General features: G+C 67.8%; 18 protein-coding genes. 9 read left to right on the top strand and 9 right to left on the bottom strand.

Translation table 11 applies throughout. The features are described 5' to 3' along the window. Positions 1-1,738: 1,738 nt before the first annotated feature. A complete protein-coding gene (locus tag AB0F43_RS03355) occupies positions 1,739-2,155 on the bottom strand; it encodes a GNAT family N-acetyltransferase (protein ID WP_360469970.1) in 417 nt (138 codons plus the stop codon). Between the two features lie 106 nt (positions 2,156-2,261). Further along, positions 2,262-3,110 carry a type I methionyl aminopeptidase gene (gene map, locus AB0F43_RS03350; RefSeq protein WP_360469967.1) on the bottom strand — a complete coding sequence of 283 codons (849 nt, stop codon included), beginning with the start codon at positions 3,108-3,110 and terminating at the stop codon, positions 2,262-2,264. Positions 3,111-3,163: 53 nt separating this feature from the next. On the opposite strand from map, the gene AB0F43_RS03345 reads away from it, so the two are divergent. Continuing rightward, the gene (locus tag AB0F43_RS03345) at positions 3,164-3,352 is read left to right on the top strand and encodes a hypothetical protein (protein ID WP_360469965.1); all 189 of its coding nucleotides are present in this window, start codon (positions 3,164-3,166) and stop codon (positions 3,350-3,352) included. A 403-nt stretch (positions 3,353-3,755) separates the two neighbouring features. Here AB0F43_RS03345 and AB0F43_RS03340 read toward each other — a convergent pair whose 3' ends face one another. Beyond that, entirely contained in the window at positions 3,756-4,319 is a 564-nt protein-coding gene (locus AB0F43_RS03340) for a hypothetical protein (RefSeq protein WP_360469962.1), read from the bottom strand. A gap of 330 nt (positions 4,320-4,649) precedes the next feature. On the opposite strand from AB0F43_RS03340, the gene AB0F43_RS03335 reads away from it, so the two are divergent. Continuing rightward, positions 4,650-5,399 (top strand): helical backbone metal receptor, encoded by a 750-nt coding sequence (locus tag AB0F43_RS03335; protein ID WP_360469959.1) that lies wholly within the window; start codon positions 4,650-4,652, stop codon positions 5,397-5,399. Between the two features lie 80 nt (positions 5,400-5,479). Then, positions 5,480-5,656, top strand: coding sequence for a hypothetical protein (locus AB0F43_RS03330; RefSeq protein ID WP_360473080.1), 177 nt, complete (start codon positions 5,480-5,482; stop codon positions 5,654-5,656). 29 nt (positions 5,657-5,685) lie between these two features. On the opposite strand, the gene AB0F43_RS03325 is transcribed toward AB0F43_RS03330, so the two are convergent. After that, positions 5,686-6,183 (bottom strand): NUDIX domain-containing protein, encoded by a 498-nt coding sequence (locus AB0F43_RS03325; protein ID WP_360469957.1) that lies wholly within the window; start codon positions 6,181-6,183, stop codon positions 5,686-5,688. A gap of 95 nt (positions 6,184-6,278) precedes the next feature. Here AB0F43_RS03325 and AB0F43_RS03320 point away from each other — a divergent pair, with 95 nt between their 5' ends. After that, positions 6,279-7,181 (top strand): aldo/keto reductase, encoded by a 903-nt coding sequence (locus AB0F43_RS03320; protein WP_360469954.1) that lies wholly within the window; start codon positions 6,279-6,281, stop codon positions 7,179-7,181. Here AB0F43_RS03320 and AB0F43_RS03315 read toward each other — a convergent pair. Continuing rightward, the gene (locus tag AB0F43_RS03315) at positions 7,178-7,546 is read right to left on the bottom strand and encodes a MerR family transcriptional regulator (RefSeq protein ID WP_360469952.1); all 369 of its coding nucleotides are present in this window, start codon (positions 7,544-7,546) and stop codon (positions 7,178-7,180) included. The genes AB0F43_RS03320 and AB0F43_RS03315 overlap by 4 nt on opposite strands. 116 nt (positions 7,547-7,662) lie before the next feature. Here AB0F43_RS03315 and AB0F43_RS03310 point away from each other — a divergent pair, with 116 nt between their 5' ends. The 3 genes from AB0F43_RS03310 (at position 7,663) to AB0F43_RS03300 (ending at position 9,234) form a co-directional block, all read left to right on the top strand. Beyond that, positions 7,663-8,259, top strand: a complete 597-nt coding sequence (locus tag AB0F43_RS03310; RefSeq protein ID WP_360469950.1) for a DsbA family protein — start codon at positions 7,663-7,665, stop codon at positions 8,257-8,259. A 103-nt stretch (positions 8,260-8,362) separates the two neighbouring features. Beyond that, positions 8,363-8,683, top strand: coding sequence for a multidrug efflux SMR transporter (locus AB0F43_RS03305; protein WP_360469948.1), 321 nt, complete (start codon positions 8,363-8,365; stop codon positions 8,681-8,683). A gap of 65 nt (positions 8,684-8,748) precedes the next feature. Next, on the top strand, positions 8,749-9,234 hold the full coding sequence (locus AB0F43_RS03300; RefSeq protein WP_360469945.1) for a multidrug efflux SMR transporter: 486 nt from the start codon (positions 8,749-8,751) through the stop codon (positions 9,232-9,234). A gap of 19 nt (positions 9,235-9,253) precedes the next feature. Here the strand turns inward: AB0F43_RS03300 and panB are convergent, their stop codons facing one another. Next, complete coding sequence (gene panB, locus AB0F43_RS03295; protein ID WP_360469942.1) at positions 9,254-10,582, bottom strand: 3-methyl-2-oxobutanoate hydroxymethyltransferase; 1,329 nt, start codon at positions 10,580-10,582, stop codon at positions 9,254-9,256. A gap of 156 nt (positions 10,583-10,738) precedes the next feature. Between panB and AB0F43_RS03290 the strand changes: the two genes are divergently transcribed. Next, complete coding sequence (locus AB0F43_RS03290; protein ID WP_360469940.1) at positions 10,739-11,470, top strand: hypothetical protein; 732 nt, start codon at positions 10,739-10,741, stop codon at positions 11,468-11,470. Between the two features lie 97 nt (positions 11,471-11,567). On the opposite strand, the gene AB0F43_RS03285 is transcribed toward AB0F43_RS03290, so the two are convergent. Together AB0F43_RS03285 and AB0F43_RS03280 are read right to left on the bottom strand one after the other, a co-directional pair. Next, a complete protein-coding gene (locus AB0F43_RS03285; RefSeq protein ID WP_360469937.1) occupies positions 11,568-13,403 on the bottom strand; it encodes an NAD+ synthase in 1,836 nt (611 codons plus the stop codon). Further along, the gene (locus AB0F43_RS03280) at positions 13,354-13,950 is read right to left on the bottom strand and encodes an AAA family ATPase (RefSeq protein WP_360469935.1); all 597 of its coding nucleotides are present in this window, start codon (positions 13,948-13,950) and stop codon (positions 13,354-13,356) included. Before AB0F43_RS03280 ends, AB0F43_RS03285 begins: the two co-directional genes overlap by 50 nt. 124 nt (positions 13,951-14,074) lie before the next feature. Between AB0F43_RS03280 and AB0F43_RS03275 the strand changes: the two genes are divergently transcribed. Beyond that, positions 14,075-15,259, top strand: a complete 1,185-nt coding sequence (locus tag AB0F43_RS03275) for a DUF418 domain-containing protein (RefSeq protein WP_360469933.1) — start codon at positions 14,075-14,077, stop codon at positions 15,257-15,259. On the opposite strand, the gene AB0F43_RS03270 is transcribed toward AB0F43_RS03275, so the two are convergent. Then, positions 15,208-15,843, bottom strand: a complete 636-nt coding sequence (locus AB0F43_RS03270) for a peptidoglycan recognition family protein (protein WP_360469931.1) — start codon at positions 15,841-15,843, stop codon at positions 15,208-15,210. The two genes, AB0F43_RS03275 and AB0F43_RS03270, sit on opposite strands and share 52 nt — an antisense overlap. Positions 15,844-15,861 lie beyond the last annotated feature (18 nt).

Below are 15,861 nucleotides of genomic sequence, written 5' to 3'. Positions count from 1 at the left end.
GGGCTGCGGCACACCCGGTTGTCGCGATGCAGTCGGGGGCTGCGGCACAGCCGGTTGTCGCCGTACAAGCGGAGGCTCCCACACAGCCGGGCGTAGTAGTGCAGTCGGAGGTATCCGCACGGTCGGGTGTCGTGGTGCGGGCGGACGCTGCTGTAGCACCGGACGCGGCTGTTAGACCGGACCGCACCAACTCTCAGCAGGTGGACGCGGCACTTGATGGTGATGCTTCCGTGGAGGGTGCGGCGTTGCAGGGTGGTTGTGCGCCGCCGGAGAGCGGCGCGATGGCGGGTGATGTGCCGACATCGCGTGTCGCGTCGGGCGTTCGCAGCGGCGCTGGGCAACCCTCCTCCGGTCCACGCCGATCGACGTCGGACGCTGCTGCACGCCTGGATCCCTGGGGTGATGCCTCGACTTCCGAGCAGGACTCACGCCCCAGCAAGGTGCTCGCCAACGAGGCGACGTACCAGGAGGCGGCTAGCTTCGCGGTTTGGGGCCGGACAGCGACGACGTCTAGCCCGAGCGAGACTGTCGCCGGTGTGGCGCCACCCTGGGCTCGATGGGGAACTACGCGGCTTGATCGGTGGGACGTCGCCACGCTCCACACTGAGTCCCCGGAGCGCGTCCCAAGCGCGGAGGACACGGCAAAACTGCCACAGTGAGCGTCATCGGCCGTGCCGGGACGATGAGTGTGATCGGCGTCCCCTCGATGTTTCCTCGCGCCAGCGAGACTTACCGGTGCCGGGTGCGCAGCGGATGTCGGTGAGCCCGATCCGCACTGGAGTACGTCGGCTCCTCCGCAAACTGTTCCGGTGCGCGATCCGCAGCGCGTTATCCTCGCCCGCCTGAGCAATCACCGCTTGATCGCGCCCGGATGCCGGCGCAGGATCCTCATCACCATCCGAAGTCGGCTCGCCAGCATCGCGCGGCTCGAGAAGCCTGCGACGTACGCGCCGCCGCCTGCTCGTCGCACGCTACCCCCCCCGACCGTGGTCGATCGCGGTCGCCTGGCGTCGCGCGCTGCGGCGGCATGGTGGTTTGGTCGTGGCCGTGGTCGCGTTGGTGCCGTTGGTGTCGCGGCGAAGCGGAGGTGTGCGTGGTGGTGCCCGATCTGCCGCCTACCTGGGTTGCTGGACGCCGACGTCGCGCCGATGCAGCTGAGCAGGTTGGAGCCGTCTGCGTCGCGGTTGGGTGGTTCGTTGCGCGCTACCGCCCGAACGCGGACGGATCGCTGCCGTCGCGTCGTCGTCGCAACGTCGGCGGAGTTGTGGGGCTTGGTTGTGCTGCGGATGCCGCGGTGCGGTGGGCAGTGGTCGTGCGGTGGGTGCTGGGGAGAGAAGTTGTTCGGGGGACTGCTTTGTCGTCGTACGCTCGGAACTCGGGAGTCCGTCGCGAATGAGGTGCGGCCGTCTGGTAGTGCCGGTTCGGTACCTCGCCTCACTTGACTACTTGCTAATAGCAACAACATCTGCACGCCTTGGCCGTTTAGCGCACTGCAGCTGTTTCTGCCGTACAGCTATTACGGGCCGTCGGGCGACGACCGGGGAGCATCCCGTCCAGTTCTTCACGCCCAGGCCGGCCGACGGGCACCTTCGGGCGGGGTGTGCGTCTCATCGATCAGCGCCCAGAGCCCCAGTGCGCCTCCGCCTAAAGCTTGCCCGGCAGCGGGACCGTCCAGAGCCCTGCCGCGATTCGGAGAGGGCGAGGTCACGCCGCGACGGCGGTTCTTGTTGGGGGATGTTCAGGTGAGGTGCAGGCGGAAGCCTTTTAGGGGGCGGTGGGGGAGGGAGGCGTAGAAGTCTTCGGCGGTGTCGGTGACCAGGTCTATGCGTTGGGCGCCGGTGAGGGGAGCGGCGTACTCGAGGAGGGCTTGGCCGATGCCTTGGCGGCGGTGGGATCGGCTGACGGCCATCATCGACAGGTGGGCCTGGATGTGGCCGTCGCTTTGGAGGTAGGCGAAACCTACGACCTGGGCGTCGTCGAGGGCGACGACGGTGGTGACGCCGGGGGCGGTGAAGACGGAGTGGGCCCGCGCAGGGTCGGACGGGAGGCTCGGCCAGTCCTCTGCCTCGCACAGAGCGAGCACGCCCTGCAGGTGGGCTTGCTCGTACTGCGTGATGTTCATGGCAGCGAGACGGCGGACTCGGCCTGCCCGCATCGCGTCATGGTCACGGGAGGGTGGGGACGGCGTCGGCTTCCTCGTGCTGGGGTGGCCGTCACGAGCGGGTGAGGATTGAACCGGCTTGCCCGTGCTGGGGTGGTCGTCACGGGAGGGTGAGGACTTCGGCGCCGGTGTCGGTGACCAGGAGGGTGTGTTCGAACTGGGCGGTGATGGACTTGTCCTTGGTGGTGGCGGTCCAGCCGTCGTCCCAGAGGTCGTACTCGTAGGTGCCGAGGGTGAGCATCGGTTCGATCGTGAACGTCATCCCGGGCTCGATCAGGTCGTCGAAACGCTCGTCGTCGTAGTGCGGGATGATCAGGCCGGAGTGGAACGACGTTGCGATGCCGTGGCCGGTGAAGTCGCGGACGACGCCGTACCCGAATCGTTTGGCGTAGGACTCGATCACGCGGCCGATGATGCTGACCCGGCGGCCTGGCTTGACCGCCTTGATGCCGCGGTTCAGCGCCTCGTGGGTGCGCTCGACGAGCAGCCGAACCTCCTCGTCCACGTCGCCGACGAGGAAGGTGGCGTTGGTGTCGCCGTGTACACCGTCCAGGTACGCCGTGATGTCGACGTTGACGATGTCGCCGTCCTCGAGCGGGCGGTCGTCGGGGATGCCGTGGCAGATCACCTCGTTGACCGAGGTGCACAGCGACTTCGGGTAGCCGCGGTAGCCGAGGGTCGACGGGTACGCACCGCGCTCGATCAGGTACTCGTGGCCGATCGCGTCCAGCTCGTCGGTGGTCACGCCGGGCTTCGCGGCCGCGCCGACCGCCTGCAGCGCCTGGGCGGCGAGTTTGCTCGCGACCCGCATTCTGTCGACGATCTCCGGCGCCGTGACGTAGGAACCGTCGTACGGCGTCGGGGCCGGCTTCCCGACGTATTCGGGACGCGGGATGGACGCAGGGACTTCGCGGCGCGGCGAGATGATGCCGGGAGTGAGAGGCGACATGGTGGGAACATTGTAGTGAGCTGCGACAAGACTCTAGGGAGGCGGTCATCCAGATGAGCGACGATCACAGCAACGAGTGGTACTACAACGTGAAGACCGGCAAGGTCGAGCCGTACCAGGGGGAGAAGGCCGGCGACCGGCTCGGTCCCTACAACTCACCGGAAGAAGCCGCCCGCGCCCTCGAAAAAGTCCAGGAACGCAACGAGGCCTGGGAGAACGACCCCAGGTGGAACGACGACTGAAACCCGCCGGCAAAGCCGCTGCGCGGTTTGTTGTGCGGTGGGGAATCGCGCCTGGGTGTTGCGGGGTCAGTCGCCGCGCGGGTTGTCTGGGGGTGGCGGCAGCGGATGAGTACGCCGGTGCGTGGCTTGGTGAGGAGACCTCGGTCGGCGGCGCAGAGTCAGCCGGAGCGTGCCTTGGTGAGGTGGAAGACCTCGACCAGGCGGCGCGGGAGTCAGCCGGTCCGTGGCTTGGCTGCACGAGCGGCGAGCGGCGAGCGGCGACTGCGTGGTGCGGAGCAGCTGTTGGGTGATGGGGCGGGGTTGGTGTGATGGGGGACGGCGGAGGGGCTGAACAAGGTTGAGGGGCGCCACCGGTGGTGGTGCCCCTCAGTGTGTTTGTCGAGGTTGACGGCGGGTCGCCGGTTCAGCGGGTGACTCGGCGGGCCGCGGTCTTGCGGGCCGGGGCCGTGCGGGCCGGAGACTTCTTGGCTGCGACCTTGCGTGCGGGTGCCTTCTTCGCGGCGGTCCGCTTCGCCGGCGCCTTCTTGGCGGCGGTCTTCTTGGTCGCGGTCGCCTTCTTGGCGACCGTCTTCTTCGCCGTGGTCGTCTTCTTGGCCGCGGTCTTCTTGGCCGCCGCCGTGGTCCGCTTCGCCGGCGCCTTCTTCGCGACGGTCTTCTTGGCGGTCGCCCGCTTGGCCGGAGCCTTCTTCGCGACCGTCTTCTTCGCCGTCGTCTTCTTTGCGGCGGCGGTCTTCTTCGCAGCAGTTGTCTTCTTCGCTGCGGTCTTCTTGGCGGGCGCCTTGGCGGCGCTGCTCTTCACTGGCGCCTTCTTTGCCGCACTCACCTTCTTCGTCACTGTCTTCTTCGCTGCGCTGACCTTGCGTGCGGTCGTCGTCTTCGCCGCGCTGGCCTTCTTGGCGACAGTCTTCTTGGCGGGAGAAGCCTTTTTGGCTGTCGCCTTCCCTGCGGCTGCCTTCTTGGCTGGCACTCTGCCTCCTTGGTGCGGCTGAGGAAAACCACGGTGGATTCCTCGTCGTCATGATGATGACAACACTTGGTGGCTACGTAAAGCACCCGAAACGTCTTCAGGTTAAGGCGTCCTGGCCGCCAGATGGCGCGGAAATGGCGAAAATCCTTGTGCAGAAGGGATTCCGTCGCGCTAAGAGGATGCCCGACGGGCTCAAGAATTTCTTGGCGACACGCGCACAAAGTTCGTGTCGAACCGCGCTTTCGGGGAGTGTTGTCCTCGGCAACGGCCTGCGACCGAGACCTGATGAGGACCGATGAAGAGCGCTCGAGACGACCTCGGGAACGCGTGATGACAGAGCATGCCGACGACCTCGGCAACGTCGTGACGTTGCCTGCGGACGTACGTCGTGTGGTCAGCATCGTGCCCTCGTTGACGGAGTCGATCGCCACGACGCACGTGCACTTGCTGGTCGGCGCGACGGATTGGTGCACGCATCCGCGAGAGCTCGACGTGACGCGTGTGCGAGGTACGAAGAATCCTGATCTCGATCTCATCCGCAGCCTCGAACCCGATGTCGTCGTCGCGAACGCCGAAGAGAATCGGGCCGTCGATCTCGACGTGTTGCGGACACTGGGAATCGCGGTCTGGACCACCTCGCCGACCACCGTCGATGAATCACTCGACTCACTCGAGCGGATGCTGTCCGCGATCACCGGAGAGGTTCCGGCTTGGTTGGAAGAAGCGCGCGTCGAGTGGAGTACGCCGTACATCGGAAAGCGCCGGCCGGCTGTCGTACCGATCTGGCGCAGGCCGTGGATGGCATTGGGTCGCGACACGTTCGCGGGTGATGTGTTGGCGCGGATCGGGATCGACAACGTGCTGAGCGATTCCGGTGAACGCTATCCGCGGATCGACGTCGAGGCGTTACCCGATCACGATCTCGTCGTACTGCCGGATGAGCCTTTTCCGTTTTCACCGGACGATGGGCCGGAGGCATTTGTGCGACCGGCCAAGTGTGTGTCCGGCCGGCATCTAACCTGGTACGGGCCATCGCTGGTGGAGGCGCGCGACGTACTCACCGCGCAGCTGCGATCCTGACCGGACGGCGGCAGTGATGTGCGACACGGTGACTGCTGCGTCAGCTGGACGCTTAGGTTTGCCTCACCTACACTCGCAGCGTGCCGTCGATGAAGGCGAAGAAGAAATGCTGCAAGGACAAGCCGAGGTGCAAGAAGTGCCCGGTGGTCCTCAAGCGGCTGGCTGATGCCGGCTGCGCGGAGCGGCTCGATCGCGTGCACTACATCGTCGACAAGAAGATCAAGAAGAAGGTCCTCAAGGAGGCCCGCAGCCGCTGAGCCGGGTGCTCAGGACGCCATGGCGGTGGTCAGGACGCGCGGCGCAGGGTGATGGCGTCGGCGGCTTGGCGGAGCAGGCCGGGGATGGTGATGTGGGCGGCCTGGCCGGTCGCCTCGAGGTCGTCGGCGTACCACCAGCCGTGGGCGCTGATCGTCTCCAGCTCGAGCTGCTCCTGGTTCGCGAACGTCACGTCGACGCCGTCCACCCCGACCGCGAAGAACGTCTGGTGCTGGATGATCGGGCACCCGCCCCACTCGAACTCGATCGTGTTCGTCGCCACCGGCGTACCGAGCGCCTCCATCGGCAGGTGGATGCCGACCTCTTCCCGCAGCTCCCGGCTGGCCGCTTCCGCGACTGTCTCGCCGGCTTCCACGCCGCCGCCGATGGTGAACCAGTACGGCGTCTGTGGCTTCAGCGGATCCCAGCCGTGCAGCAACAGCACCTTGCCGTCCGGTCGGACCGGCAGGACGCGGGCCGTCGTACGTCGGACGACGGTGCCAGGTGGGGGCAGACGAGGATCGCTCACACCACAAAACGCTAGACGAGGAAGGGCAATCGGCGTCGGGTGATGCGGCGCGTCTCACAGTAGTTGCCGGTGACACCGGGTGGGAGCATCGAAGTATGACGGCAACGATCGGCTTGGGACTGGCGGCACTCGGACGGCCCGGATACATCAACCTCGGACACGACCGGGATCTGCCGCCGGGCCGCGCGATCGAGGATCTGAGAGCGCGGACACATGAGCTTCTCGAGCGGGCCTGGCAAGGCGGTGTTCGGTACTTCGACGCCGCGCGTTCGTACGGTCTTGCCGAGGTGTTCCTCGGTGAGTGGCTGACGCCGGAGCGACGCGACGAACTCACCATCGGGTCCAAGTGGGGTTACACGTACGTCGCCGACTGGCGGCACGACGCGGACACGCATGAGGTGAAGGACCACTCGCTGGCGACGTTCGAACGGCAGTGGCCCGAGACCCTTCAAGCGCTTGGCGGAGCTCCCGACTTCTACCTGGTGCACAGTCTCACCTCGGACAGTCCCGCGCTCGGCGACGCGAAGCTGCTGGATCGTCTCCGTGAACTGGCGGACGACGGCGTACGCGTCGGATTGTCGACAAGCGGACCACACCAGGCCGAGACCCTGCGTCAGGCCCTGCAACTGAACGGACCGTTCACCGCCGTGCAGTCGACCTGGAACGTGCTGGAGACCTCCGCCGGCGCGGCGCTGCAGGAGGCGCACGACGCGGGTTGGTTCGTCGTGGTCAAGGAAGCCGTCGCCAACGGACGCTTGACCGCGAAGGCCGGCGAGACGCCATTCAACGTGTTCGCTCGTCGGCACGGCATCGCGCCCGATGCGCTCGCGATCGGGGCCGCCGTTGCCCAGCCGTGGGCCGACGTCGTACTCAGCGGGGCGAGCACGGCCGAGCAACTCGAGAGCAACCTCGCGTATCGCGTCGACGGACCGCTCGACGAGTTCGTGCAGCAGCCCGACGAGTACTGGACCGAACGGTCCGCCCTTCCGTGGATCTAGCTGTTGCGGGGGACTTCGCCGACCAGGGCCCTTTCCATCCGTAGCGCCTGCAGGGTGTCGAGCTCGCGATCGATGTCGCGTCTCTTGGCTTCGAGACGCTCAACTTCCTGGGCGAGCAACTGCTCCATGACGCCTGTGCGCTCCTCGGGTGGGGCCTCCAGGCATGGGAGCAGTTCGTTGATGGTGGCGCTGCGCAGGCCGGCAGCGAACAGGTGCTGGATCATGACGACCCGCTCGACCATGGAGCTGTCGAAGTCGCGCCACCCGCCAGGGGTGCGCTCGGAGCGGATGAGCCCGTGCTCCTCGTAGTACCGCAGGGACCGGGTGCTGACGCCACTGGCGTCCGCCAGCTCACCGATGCGCATGACAGAGACCTCCTGAGGCTGACCGCTGGCTCCCATTCTTGCAGTTGACACCGGTGTGAAGTTCCACGATCCAGGGGCCGCACCCACCAGGGGTGCCTTGTGGAACCGGAGGCGCCATGACTGCTCAGATCCATGTGTGGTCGGACTACGTCTGCCCGTTCTGCCTGATCGCCGACGAGGTGATCGAGCGCGCGATCACCGACCGTCCCGATGTCGAGGTCGTCCACCACGCTCACGAGCTTCGTCCCCATCCGGCGCCCACTCTTCGACCGGAGGACCCGTACCTACCTGACATCTGGCAGCGTGCCGTGTACCCGATGGCACGCCGCCACGAGGTGCCGATGGGGTTGCCGACCATCTCGCCGCAGCCATACACCGAGCTGGCCTTCCGTGGCGCCCAGTACGCCTTGGAGCAGAGACGCGCCGATGTCTACCACCGTCGCGTCATGACGGCGTTCTTCCGCGAGAACCTCGACATCGGGGACCGCGTGATCCTGGCCCGCCTGGCTGAGGAGGCGGGACTCGACCCGGCCGCCTACGCCGCAGCCCTCGACGATCAGGAGTACGCCGAGCGACACCGGCAGGCGCTCGCCGAGTCGGCGCGGATGGACATCACCGTCGTACCCACGATCATCATCGGCGCCCGACGCATCGAAGGCGTCGCCGCCGAAGGCGTGATCCGCCGAGCCCTGCACGAAGCGTCTGCCGCATGACCGCGGACCTGACCCGGCTCGAGGACCTGATGGCCCACGCCCGACCCGCAACGCTCCGACCTCACCACCGCCCGTAACTCCACCTCGACAAAGGACACCCGCCATGCACTGGCTCTACCTCGGCATTGCCGTCGTCTTTGAGATCACCGTCGCCATCTCCGCCGGCAAGGCCCAGGGCTTCACCCGACCTGCCTGGACCACTGCCACACTGGTCAGCGGTGGCATCGCCACCTACCTCCTGAGCCTGGCGCTTCTGACCTTCGAGGTCGGCGTCGGCTACGCAATCTGGACCTCCGTCGCCGGTGTCGGGATCGTCGTCCTCGGCGCCCTCCTCTTCGGCCAACGTCTCGACTGGCACAAGCTCCTCGGCATCGCCGCCGTCATCGCTGGAGTCGTCGGCCTCCAGCTCAGCGGAGCAGTGTGATCCCTCAGGACGCCAACCCCGCACCACGCCACCTTGCCGAAATCGTTCACGAGGAAGGAACTCACATGTCCAGCGATACCGCCACCACCGACAGGAACGTCACCGCCCGGAGCGACCGAGCACGAGCATGGCTCGTCCTCCTCCTCGCCGGAGCCTTCGAAGTCGGCTACGCCCTCTCCGTGGGAGGCAGCCAAGGCTTCACTGTGCTCTCCTGGTCGCTCGTCGCGGTCGTCTTCTTCCTTCTGACGCTCTTCGCCCTGAGCCTCGCCCTCCGCACCATCGACGTAGGCATCGGCTACGCCGTCTGGGCCGGCATCGGCGCCATCGGAGCCGCACTGCTCGGCCCTGTCTTCTTCGGCGAGACCCTCACCCCGGTCAAGGCCTTCTGGCTCACGGTGATTATCGTCGGCGTCGTCTGGCTCAAGCTCTCCGACCGCCCCCGAACGAACGCAGACCGAGCGGCCTGCCCACCCTTGACAACTACGGGGCCGCTGGCCGACGGCTATGGCTCAGACGCAGCGGGAGAGCAGACGGAGAGTACGCCACGATGACCCACGCCAACGGCCCTAGCTAGAAGGTGTGCTCGTCCGCCGGGAACGCTCCGGAGGCGACCTCGGCCGCATACGTTGTGGCCGCGGACGTGAGGATGCCGCGGAGGTCGGCGTACTGCTTCACGAAGCGGGGCATCGTTCCTGATCGCATGCCGGCCATGTCCTGCCAGACGAGTACCTGCGCGTCGGTGTCCCGGCCCGCGCCGATGCCGATGGTCGGGATCGTGACCCGCTTGGTGATCTCGGCGGCGACGTCGCCCGGCACCATCTCGAGGACGACGGAGAACGCGCCCGCGTCGGCCAGCGCGATCGCGTCGTCGATCAGCCCGGCCGCCTGGTCGCCACGACCCTGGACCCGGTAGCCGCCGATGCTGTGCTCACTTTGCGGTGTGAAGCCGATGTGCGCCATCACCGGGATGCCGGACTGGGTCAGTTTCTCCACCATCGGTACGACGGTCCGGCCACCCTCGAGCTTGACCGCGTGCACGCCCGCTTCCTTCATGAACCGTACGGCGGTGTGGAACGCCTGCTCTGGGGACGCCTGGTACGAACCGAACGGCAGGTCCGCGACGACCAGCGCCCGCTCGACCGCACCGGCGACCGCGCGGGCCAACGGCATCAGCTCGTCGACGGTGACGCGCAGGGTCGTCTCGTAGCCGAAGACGTTGTTCGCGGCGGAGTCGCCGACCAGCAGCACCGGGATGCCGGCCTGGTCGAAGATCTCGGCGGTGTACTGGTCGTACGCCGTCAGCATCGCCCACTTCTCGCCACGGTTCTTCATGTCGCGGAGGTGGTGGATGCGGTAGCGGCGTGGCCGCTTGCTGCCCTCGGCAGGACCCGCGGCCGAGAGCGCCGAGCCCTGGGACACGCCGGCTGCTGAATCTTCGGCAGGAACCTGAGCAGTGACCGGCGCGGGGGAGGAGCTGCTCGCCTCGGCCTGCGCTGCGGCGGCTTGCGCTGCGGCGGCCTGCGCCCGGCGAGCGCGGTGCGATCCGGTGTGCTCGTTCGGCACCTGGCTCGGCGCGTCCTGCTGGACGTCCGCGCGTCGCCGCGCGCCGATCCGCTTGGGTTCTTCGCTCACCGAGGTGTTGCTCTCGTACTCCGCACTCGGGTCGGACGGGTAGCCCTTGTCCGACTGGCTTTCGGACTCCTGCGCGTGGTTGCCCTCCAGCATCTCCGGCAGGTACGCCGTGATCGTCGGTGCGTCCACGCCGTAGTTGCCTTGTGGTGGGCTCGCAGGAGCCGACGCGGGCCGTGGGTTCGGTGGCTGCTGCGGCTGCTGGCTCTGCGGCTGCGCGGGTGCCTGCGGAGGTGTCGGCGGCTGGCTCGGTGGCTGCTGCGGAGTCACGCCGTTGTTCTGACCGGGCGCAGGTGCGGGGGCAGGTCCGCTCCAGTTGGCGTTGCTGGTCCCGTTCGAGCTGCGCGGGGCCGGCGCGTGCTGGGTCAGACCGTTGTTGCCGGCCTGTGGAGGCGCGGGCGGACGTTGCTGTGGTGCACTAAGTGCTTGCGGCTGACGGTTCGGCGGTACGCCGTTGCTGCCCGGACCGAACGGGCTCGGCCGGCCCTGCTGCTGCGGCGGCGGGCCTACCGGCGTTTGCTGCGGTTGCTGTGGTCGGAACGGGCTCTGCTCCTGGTACGGCGCCGGCCCGAAGGGCGACTCCTCAGCACGTGCCTGCTCACCACGCCCAACCTCGGCACGACCGGGCTCACCACGTCCCGCTTCACCACGACCAGGCTCACCGCGACCAGCCTCGCGTCCGGGCTCACCTCGACCAGGCTCACCTCGACCGACTTCGCGTCCGGCCTCACCACGGCCGGGCTCGCGTCCAGGTTCGCCGTAGTACTCAGGCCGCTGCTGTTCGCCGTACGGCGGCTGCTGTGGCCGCGGCAGGTCGCCGTATCGCTGCTGTGGTTGCTGTGCGGGCGGGGGTGGCGGTCCCGGCAGGTACGGCGGCTTCGGGACGTACGGCTGCTGGGGCACCGGGCCGCGTTCGTAAGCCCTGGGGGCGTTCGGCAACGATGGCGACGGGTCGAGACCGAGACCGTTGGGCCGGTCCCGCCAGGTGTCGTCGCCGTAATCCGAGCGGCGGCGCTCCTCGGTTGTCCGGCTCTTCGGTCCGGTCCCGTACGGCGACGGCAGTTCGTCGTCGTCCTGGGTACCGGCCGACAGGAAGTTGTCAGCCATGGCTTCATCGTCCCACCGTTGCGGAGGGTGAGCGCTACCGCCTGCGGCTGAGCGATCGCTCACATCGTCGGCTGGCAGGCCGGAGCGGTCCGGGGGCTCCTCGGAGGTGCCCCACGGGGGTTCGGAGGTCGGGCGGTACCGCCAGGAATCAGTCAGTGCTCTCCGCCACCTTCCGTGCGTCCTCACCAGTCGCCGGTGTGTCCCGGCTGTCGTTCACGTGCGCCGCCTTGCGGGCGTCCTCACGCCATGCGTTCGTGATCGGCAGCCGGCGGTCCCGGCCGAAGGCCTTGTGGGTGATCTTCGGACCCGGCGGGAACTGCCGCCGCTTGTACTCCGCCCGGTCGACCAGCTGGATCACCTTGCTCACCAGCGCGGTGTCGAACCCGGCCGCCACCAGCTCGGCGCTGCCGCGGTCCAGCTCGACGTAGTCGTCCAGCATGTCGTCGAGCAGGTCGTACGGCGGCAGCGAGTCGGTGTCCTGCTGACCCGGCCGCAGCTCCGCCGACGGCGGCTTGGCGATCGAGTTCTCCGGGATCGGTGGCTGCTGGCCGCGCGCCTTCGCGTCGGCGTTGCGCCACTTCGCCAGCCGCCAGACCACCGTCTTCGGGACGTCCTTCAGCGGCGCGTACCCGCCGACCGCGTCACCGTAGATGGTCGAGTAACCCACGGACAGCTCGGACTTGTTGCCGCAGGCAAGCACCAGGTGACCGTCGGCGTTCGACAGGCCCATCCAGATCACCGCCCGGACCCGTGCCTGCAGGTTCTCCTCGGCCAGGCCGGTCAGGCCGAGGGTGTCGATGAACGGCTGCACCATCGGCTGGATCGGGATCACCCGGTAGTTCAGGCCGGTCCGCGCGGCCAGCTCGGCGGCGTCGTCGCGGGAGTGGTCGCTGGAGTACACACTCGGGTTGGAGATGCCGAACACGTGCTCGGGCCCGACCGCGTCACAGGCGATCGCGGCGACCAGCGACGAGTCGATGCCGCCGGACAGCCCGAGCAGGACCGACTTGAAGCCGTTCTTCTGCACGTAGTCGCGCAGTCCGGTCACGATCGCGCCGTACATCTCGGCCTCGTCGGCGAGCCGGGGCGCGACGGCCGCGGCCATCGGCTCGTACGTCGGCAGGGTCTCGTCGTGAATGACCGTGTGGACGATGTCGATGCCTTCGTGCGTCCCGGCCGGCGTACCGGTCGGTGCGGGCAGGTCGAGGTCGACCACCATGCTGCCCTGCTCGAACTGCGGCGCGCGGGCGAACACCTTGCCCTCGGCATCGGCGATCAGCGAGTCACCGTCGAAGACGAGCTCGTCCTGGCCGCCGACCAGGTTGACGTAGGCCAGCGAGCAGCCGGCCTCGCGGGCCCGGCGGCTGACCAGCTCGCCGCGGACATCGTCCTTGTTGGCCTCGTACGGCGAACTGTTCACCACCAGGAGCAGACCGACGCCGGCGGCCTTGGTCACCGCGACCGGACCGCCGTCCTGCCAGAGGTCCTCGCAGATGACCAGCGCGACATCGACGCCGTGGATCCGGACCACCTGGAGAGTGCTGCCGGGGACGAAGTGCCGGAACTCGTCGAAGACGCCGTAGTTCGGCAGGTGGTGCTTGACCGCGCTGGTGACGACGCGGCCCTGGTGGATCACGGCGGCGCAGTTCGTCGGGGAGCCCTTCGGGCGGCCGAGCCGGTCCACGCCCATCGCCGTACCGGTCGCGCGGTCGAGGTAGCCGCAGACCACCACGATGTCGCCGAGGCCCTCGTCGGCGAGCCGGGTGGCGAGGTCGTGGATGCGGGCCTGCGACGCGTCCACGAACGACGCCCGCAGGGCCAGGTCCTCGACCGGGTAGCCGGTCAGCGCGAGCTCCGGGAAGGCCACCACGTGCGCACCCCGCTCGACGGCGTTGCGGGTCCACGCGACGATCTTCTCGGCGTTCCCGTCGATGTCACCGACGGTCACATTGAGCTGAGCGAGAGCAACCCGAAGCTGAGGCACGGGAGCACATTACTGGTTCGTTGGCTCGAACCCACCCCCGATGTACTTCTTGATCAAACCCAGGTTCGCCTCGACCGGATCCATCGCGTCCACAGTCAGCCTGCTCGTGGGTCAGCGGCGGGTACTCGGCCCGCATCCGTTGCACGTGATCCCAGCTCACTTCGTGCCACCCGGGAATACCCCGGACCCTCCCTTCCACCCGCCGCCGATGCTCGGCTTCATCAGTACAAACACACTCGACAACGAACAGCCGGGTCTCGAAGCGAGCCGCCATCAGCTGCCACCGCTCGGCGACCTCGTCGTTGATCAACGCGTCCACGATGGCCGACTGGCCGAACATGAGCTGGCGCTTGACCAGCGTCTCGAGCAGGTCGTAGTACATCGCCAGGAACGCCGGCCTGCTCAGTCCGTCGAGTACGCCGTGCGGCTTCAACGCGCCGAGTAGCCAGTCGCCCGCGAAGACCGGGAAGCCGGTTCGCTTGCCCAGTCGTTCAGCGAGCGAGGTCTTTCCCGCACCCGGCAGTCCGGTGAAGGTGATGACGGTCATCGGCCGGTGGTGATCAGGTCGAAAGTCCGATGGCTCATTCCAACGACAGTAGCGACGAAGGTTCCAGTCGTCGCTGACTTTCGGTGGATGTGCCGGGGTTCGGGTGACCGATTCACTGAGGGGTATGACAGTTCAGGGTGGGCCGACGGGGTTGAGTGAGCGGGCGCTGGGCCCGGATCTTGCTCGGGGGTTCATGCTGCTGTTCATCGCGTTGGCGAACTCGCACTACTTCGTGCACGGCGCTTCGATCTTCGGTGGGTTCCCGATGGACGGGTCGGCGGTGGACCGGGTGGTGGGCTTCCTGATCTCGACGCTGGTCGACGGACGGGCGTTCCCGATGTTCGGGCTGCTGTTCGGGTACGGCGTCGCGCAGATCGTCCGGCGGCAGCGCGAGGCCGGGAAGGAGTGGCGGCCGATCCGCAAACTGCTCCGGCGGCGCAGTCTGGTGCTGGTCGTACTCGGCTTCCTGCACGCGATGCTGCTCTACATCGGCGACATCCTCGCGGCGTACGGCGTACTCCTCTTCCTCGGCGTCTGGGCGCTGCGCTGGAAGGACCGCTGGCTGTTCATCGTGGCCGCGTTCGTGCTGGTGATCTCGTCGTTGCCGAGTGACGACTCGCTCTCGACCGCGACCGACGCCGCCGACCCCTCGATGCTGCCGCAGAACCTGCTCGACCAGTTCGCCGACCGGATCGTCGTCCAGCCGTTCATCGCGCTGCTCGGCCCGATCGGGTTCATCACGCCGTTCCTGATCGGCCTGTGGGCCGGACGCCGCCGCATCCTCGAACGCCCGGCCGAGCACCTCACCCTGCTGCGGTCGACCGCAATCGTCGGTATCACCATCGCGATCGCCGGCGCCCTTCCGGTGTCGCTGGTCGTGGGCGGCGTGATCCCCCGGCCGGGCGACCCCACGCTCTCCATCATCGGCCCGCTGCACGACACGTCCGGCGTACTCGGCGGCTTCGGGTACGCCGCGCTGATCGTGCTGATCGCCATGCGCCTCAGCGATCGCCAGGGCCGGATCACTCTGGCGATCGCCGCGGCCGGTCAGCGGTCCCTGACCTGTTACCTGGCTCAGTCCGTGGTCTGGGCCGTCGTGTTCACGCCGTACCTGCTCGACCTGTCCCGCACTCTCAGCACGACCACGACGGCACTTCTCGCCGTCGCGACCTGGCTGGCGACTGTCCTGCTGGCCGAGCGGATGCGGCGGGCCGGCTATCGGGGACCTTTCGAGATCCTGATCCGGCGGTTCACTTATCAACCCAGTACGGCGGCCACTCGGTCGCGCAGTTCGGGGAGCCGGGCGTAGAAGACGTTGCCCGGGCACTGGGTCGCGTTGTAGTCGCGGTGGCCGACGATCGCCACGTGCGGATCGAGGCCGTACGTCGTACACAGCCAGGCACACGTCAGTACGGACATGTCGAACAGCGCGACCGGTACGTTGACGCTGGTGTAGAGGCCCTCGTGTTCGATGCCGATTGTGTGGCTGTTGTGGTTGGCCGTCTGGGCGCCGAGGACGTTCTGCCGGTTGTTGATCGCCGACAGGGACTTGCTGCGGCCCTCCATCAGGTAGCCGCCGCGGCTGATGGTCAACTGCTGGCCGGAGTCGATCCAGCCGTTCTTGTCCATGTGCAGGTCCTGGATCCAGTGCGAGACCTTGTACGCCGCCGAGAGCGAGTAGTCGGTGACGTTCGGGCTCGCGGTGTGGTGGATGACGATGTGATCGGGCTTGCCGATCACCTGGGTGGCGGACCGGGGCGGCCGGGCGGACCACTCGGTGCGGGTGTAGCAGCGCGGTGCCGGGGCGGCGTGCGCAGCTGTGGTGGGGAGGGCGACGCCACCGAGCAGCACGCCACCGGCGGCAGCGCCGCGGATGAGGGTGCGCCGGGACATCCGGGCAGGTTGGATATT

This window comes from Kribbella sp. NPDC023972 (genome assembly GCF_040639075.1).
Lineage (GTDB): Bacteria > Actinomycetota > Actinomycetes > Propionibacteriales > Kribbellaceae > Kribbella.
Note: the sequence above shows the minus strand (reverse complement) of the source record. Positions and strands in the feature narration are given on the sequence as shown.

Coding starts and splice junctions, on each gene's coding strand:
- AB0F43_RS03355 (WP_360469970.1), bottom strand. CDS start 2,155: ATGCGGGCAGGCCGAGTCCGCCGTCTCGCTGCCATGAACATCACGCAG.
- map (WP_360469967.1), bottom strand. CDS start 3,110: ATGTCGCCTCTCACTCCCGGCATCATCTCGCCGCGCCGCGAAGTCCCT.
- AB0F43_RS03345 (WP_360469965.1), top strand. CDS start 3,164: ATGAGCGACGATCACAGCAACGAGTGGTACTACAACGTGAAGACCGGC.
- AB0F43_RS03335 (WP_360469959.1), top strand. CDS start 4,650: ATGACAGAGCATGCCGACGACCTCGGCAACGTCGTGACGTTGCCTGCG.
- AB0F43_RS03320 (WP_360469954.1), top strand. CDS start 6,279: ATGACGGCAACGATCGGCTTGGGACTGGCGGCACTCGGACGGCCCGGA.
- AB0F43_RS03315 (WP_360469952.1), bottom strand. CDS start 7,546: ATGCGCATCGGTGAGCTGGCGGACGCCAGTGGCGTCAGCACCCGGTCC.
- AB0F43_RS03310 (WP_360469950.1), top strand. CDS start 7,663: ATGACTGCTCAGATCCATGTGTGGTCGGACTACGTCTGCCCGTTCTGC.
- AB0F43_RS03305 (WP_360469948.1), top strand. CDS start 8,363: ATGCACTGGCTCTACCTCGGCATTGCCGTCGTCTTTGAGATCACCGTC.
- AB0F43_RS03300 (WP_360469945.1), top strand. CDS start 8,749: ATGTCCAGCGATACCGCCACCACCGACAGGAACGTCACCGCCCGGAGC.
- AB0F43_RS03280 (WP_360469935.1), bottom strand. CDS start 13,950: ATGACCGTCATCACCTTCACCGGACTGCCGGGTGCGGGAAAGACCTCG.
- AB0F43_RS03275 (WP_360469933.1), top strand. CDS start 14,075: ATGACAGTTCAGGGTGGGCCGACGGGGTTGAGTGAGCGGGCGCTGGGC.
- AB0F43_RS03270 (WP_360469931.1), bottom strand. CDS start 15,843: ATGTCCCGGCGCACCCTCATCCGCGGCGCTGCCGCCGGTGGCGTGCTG.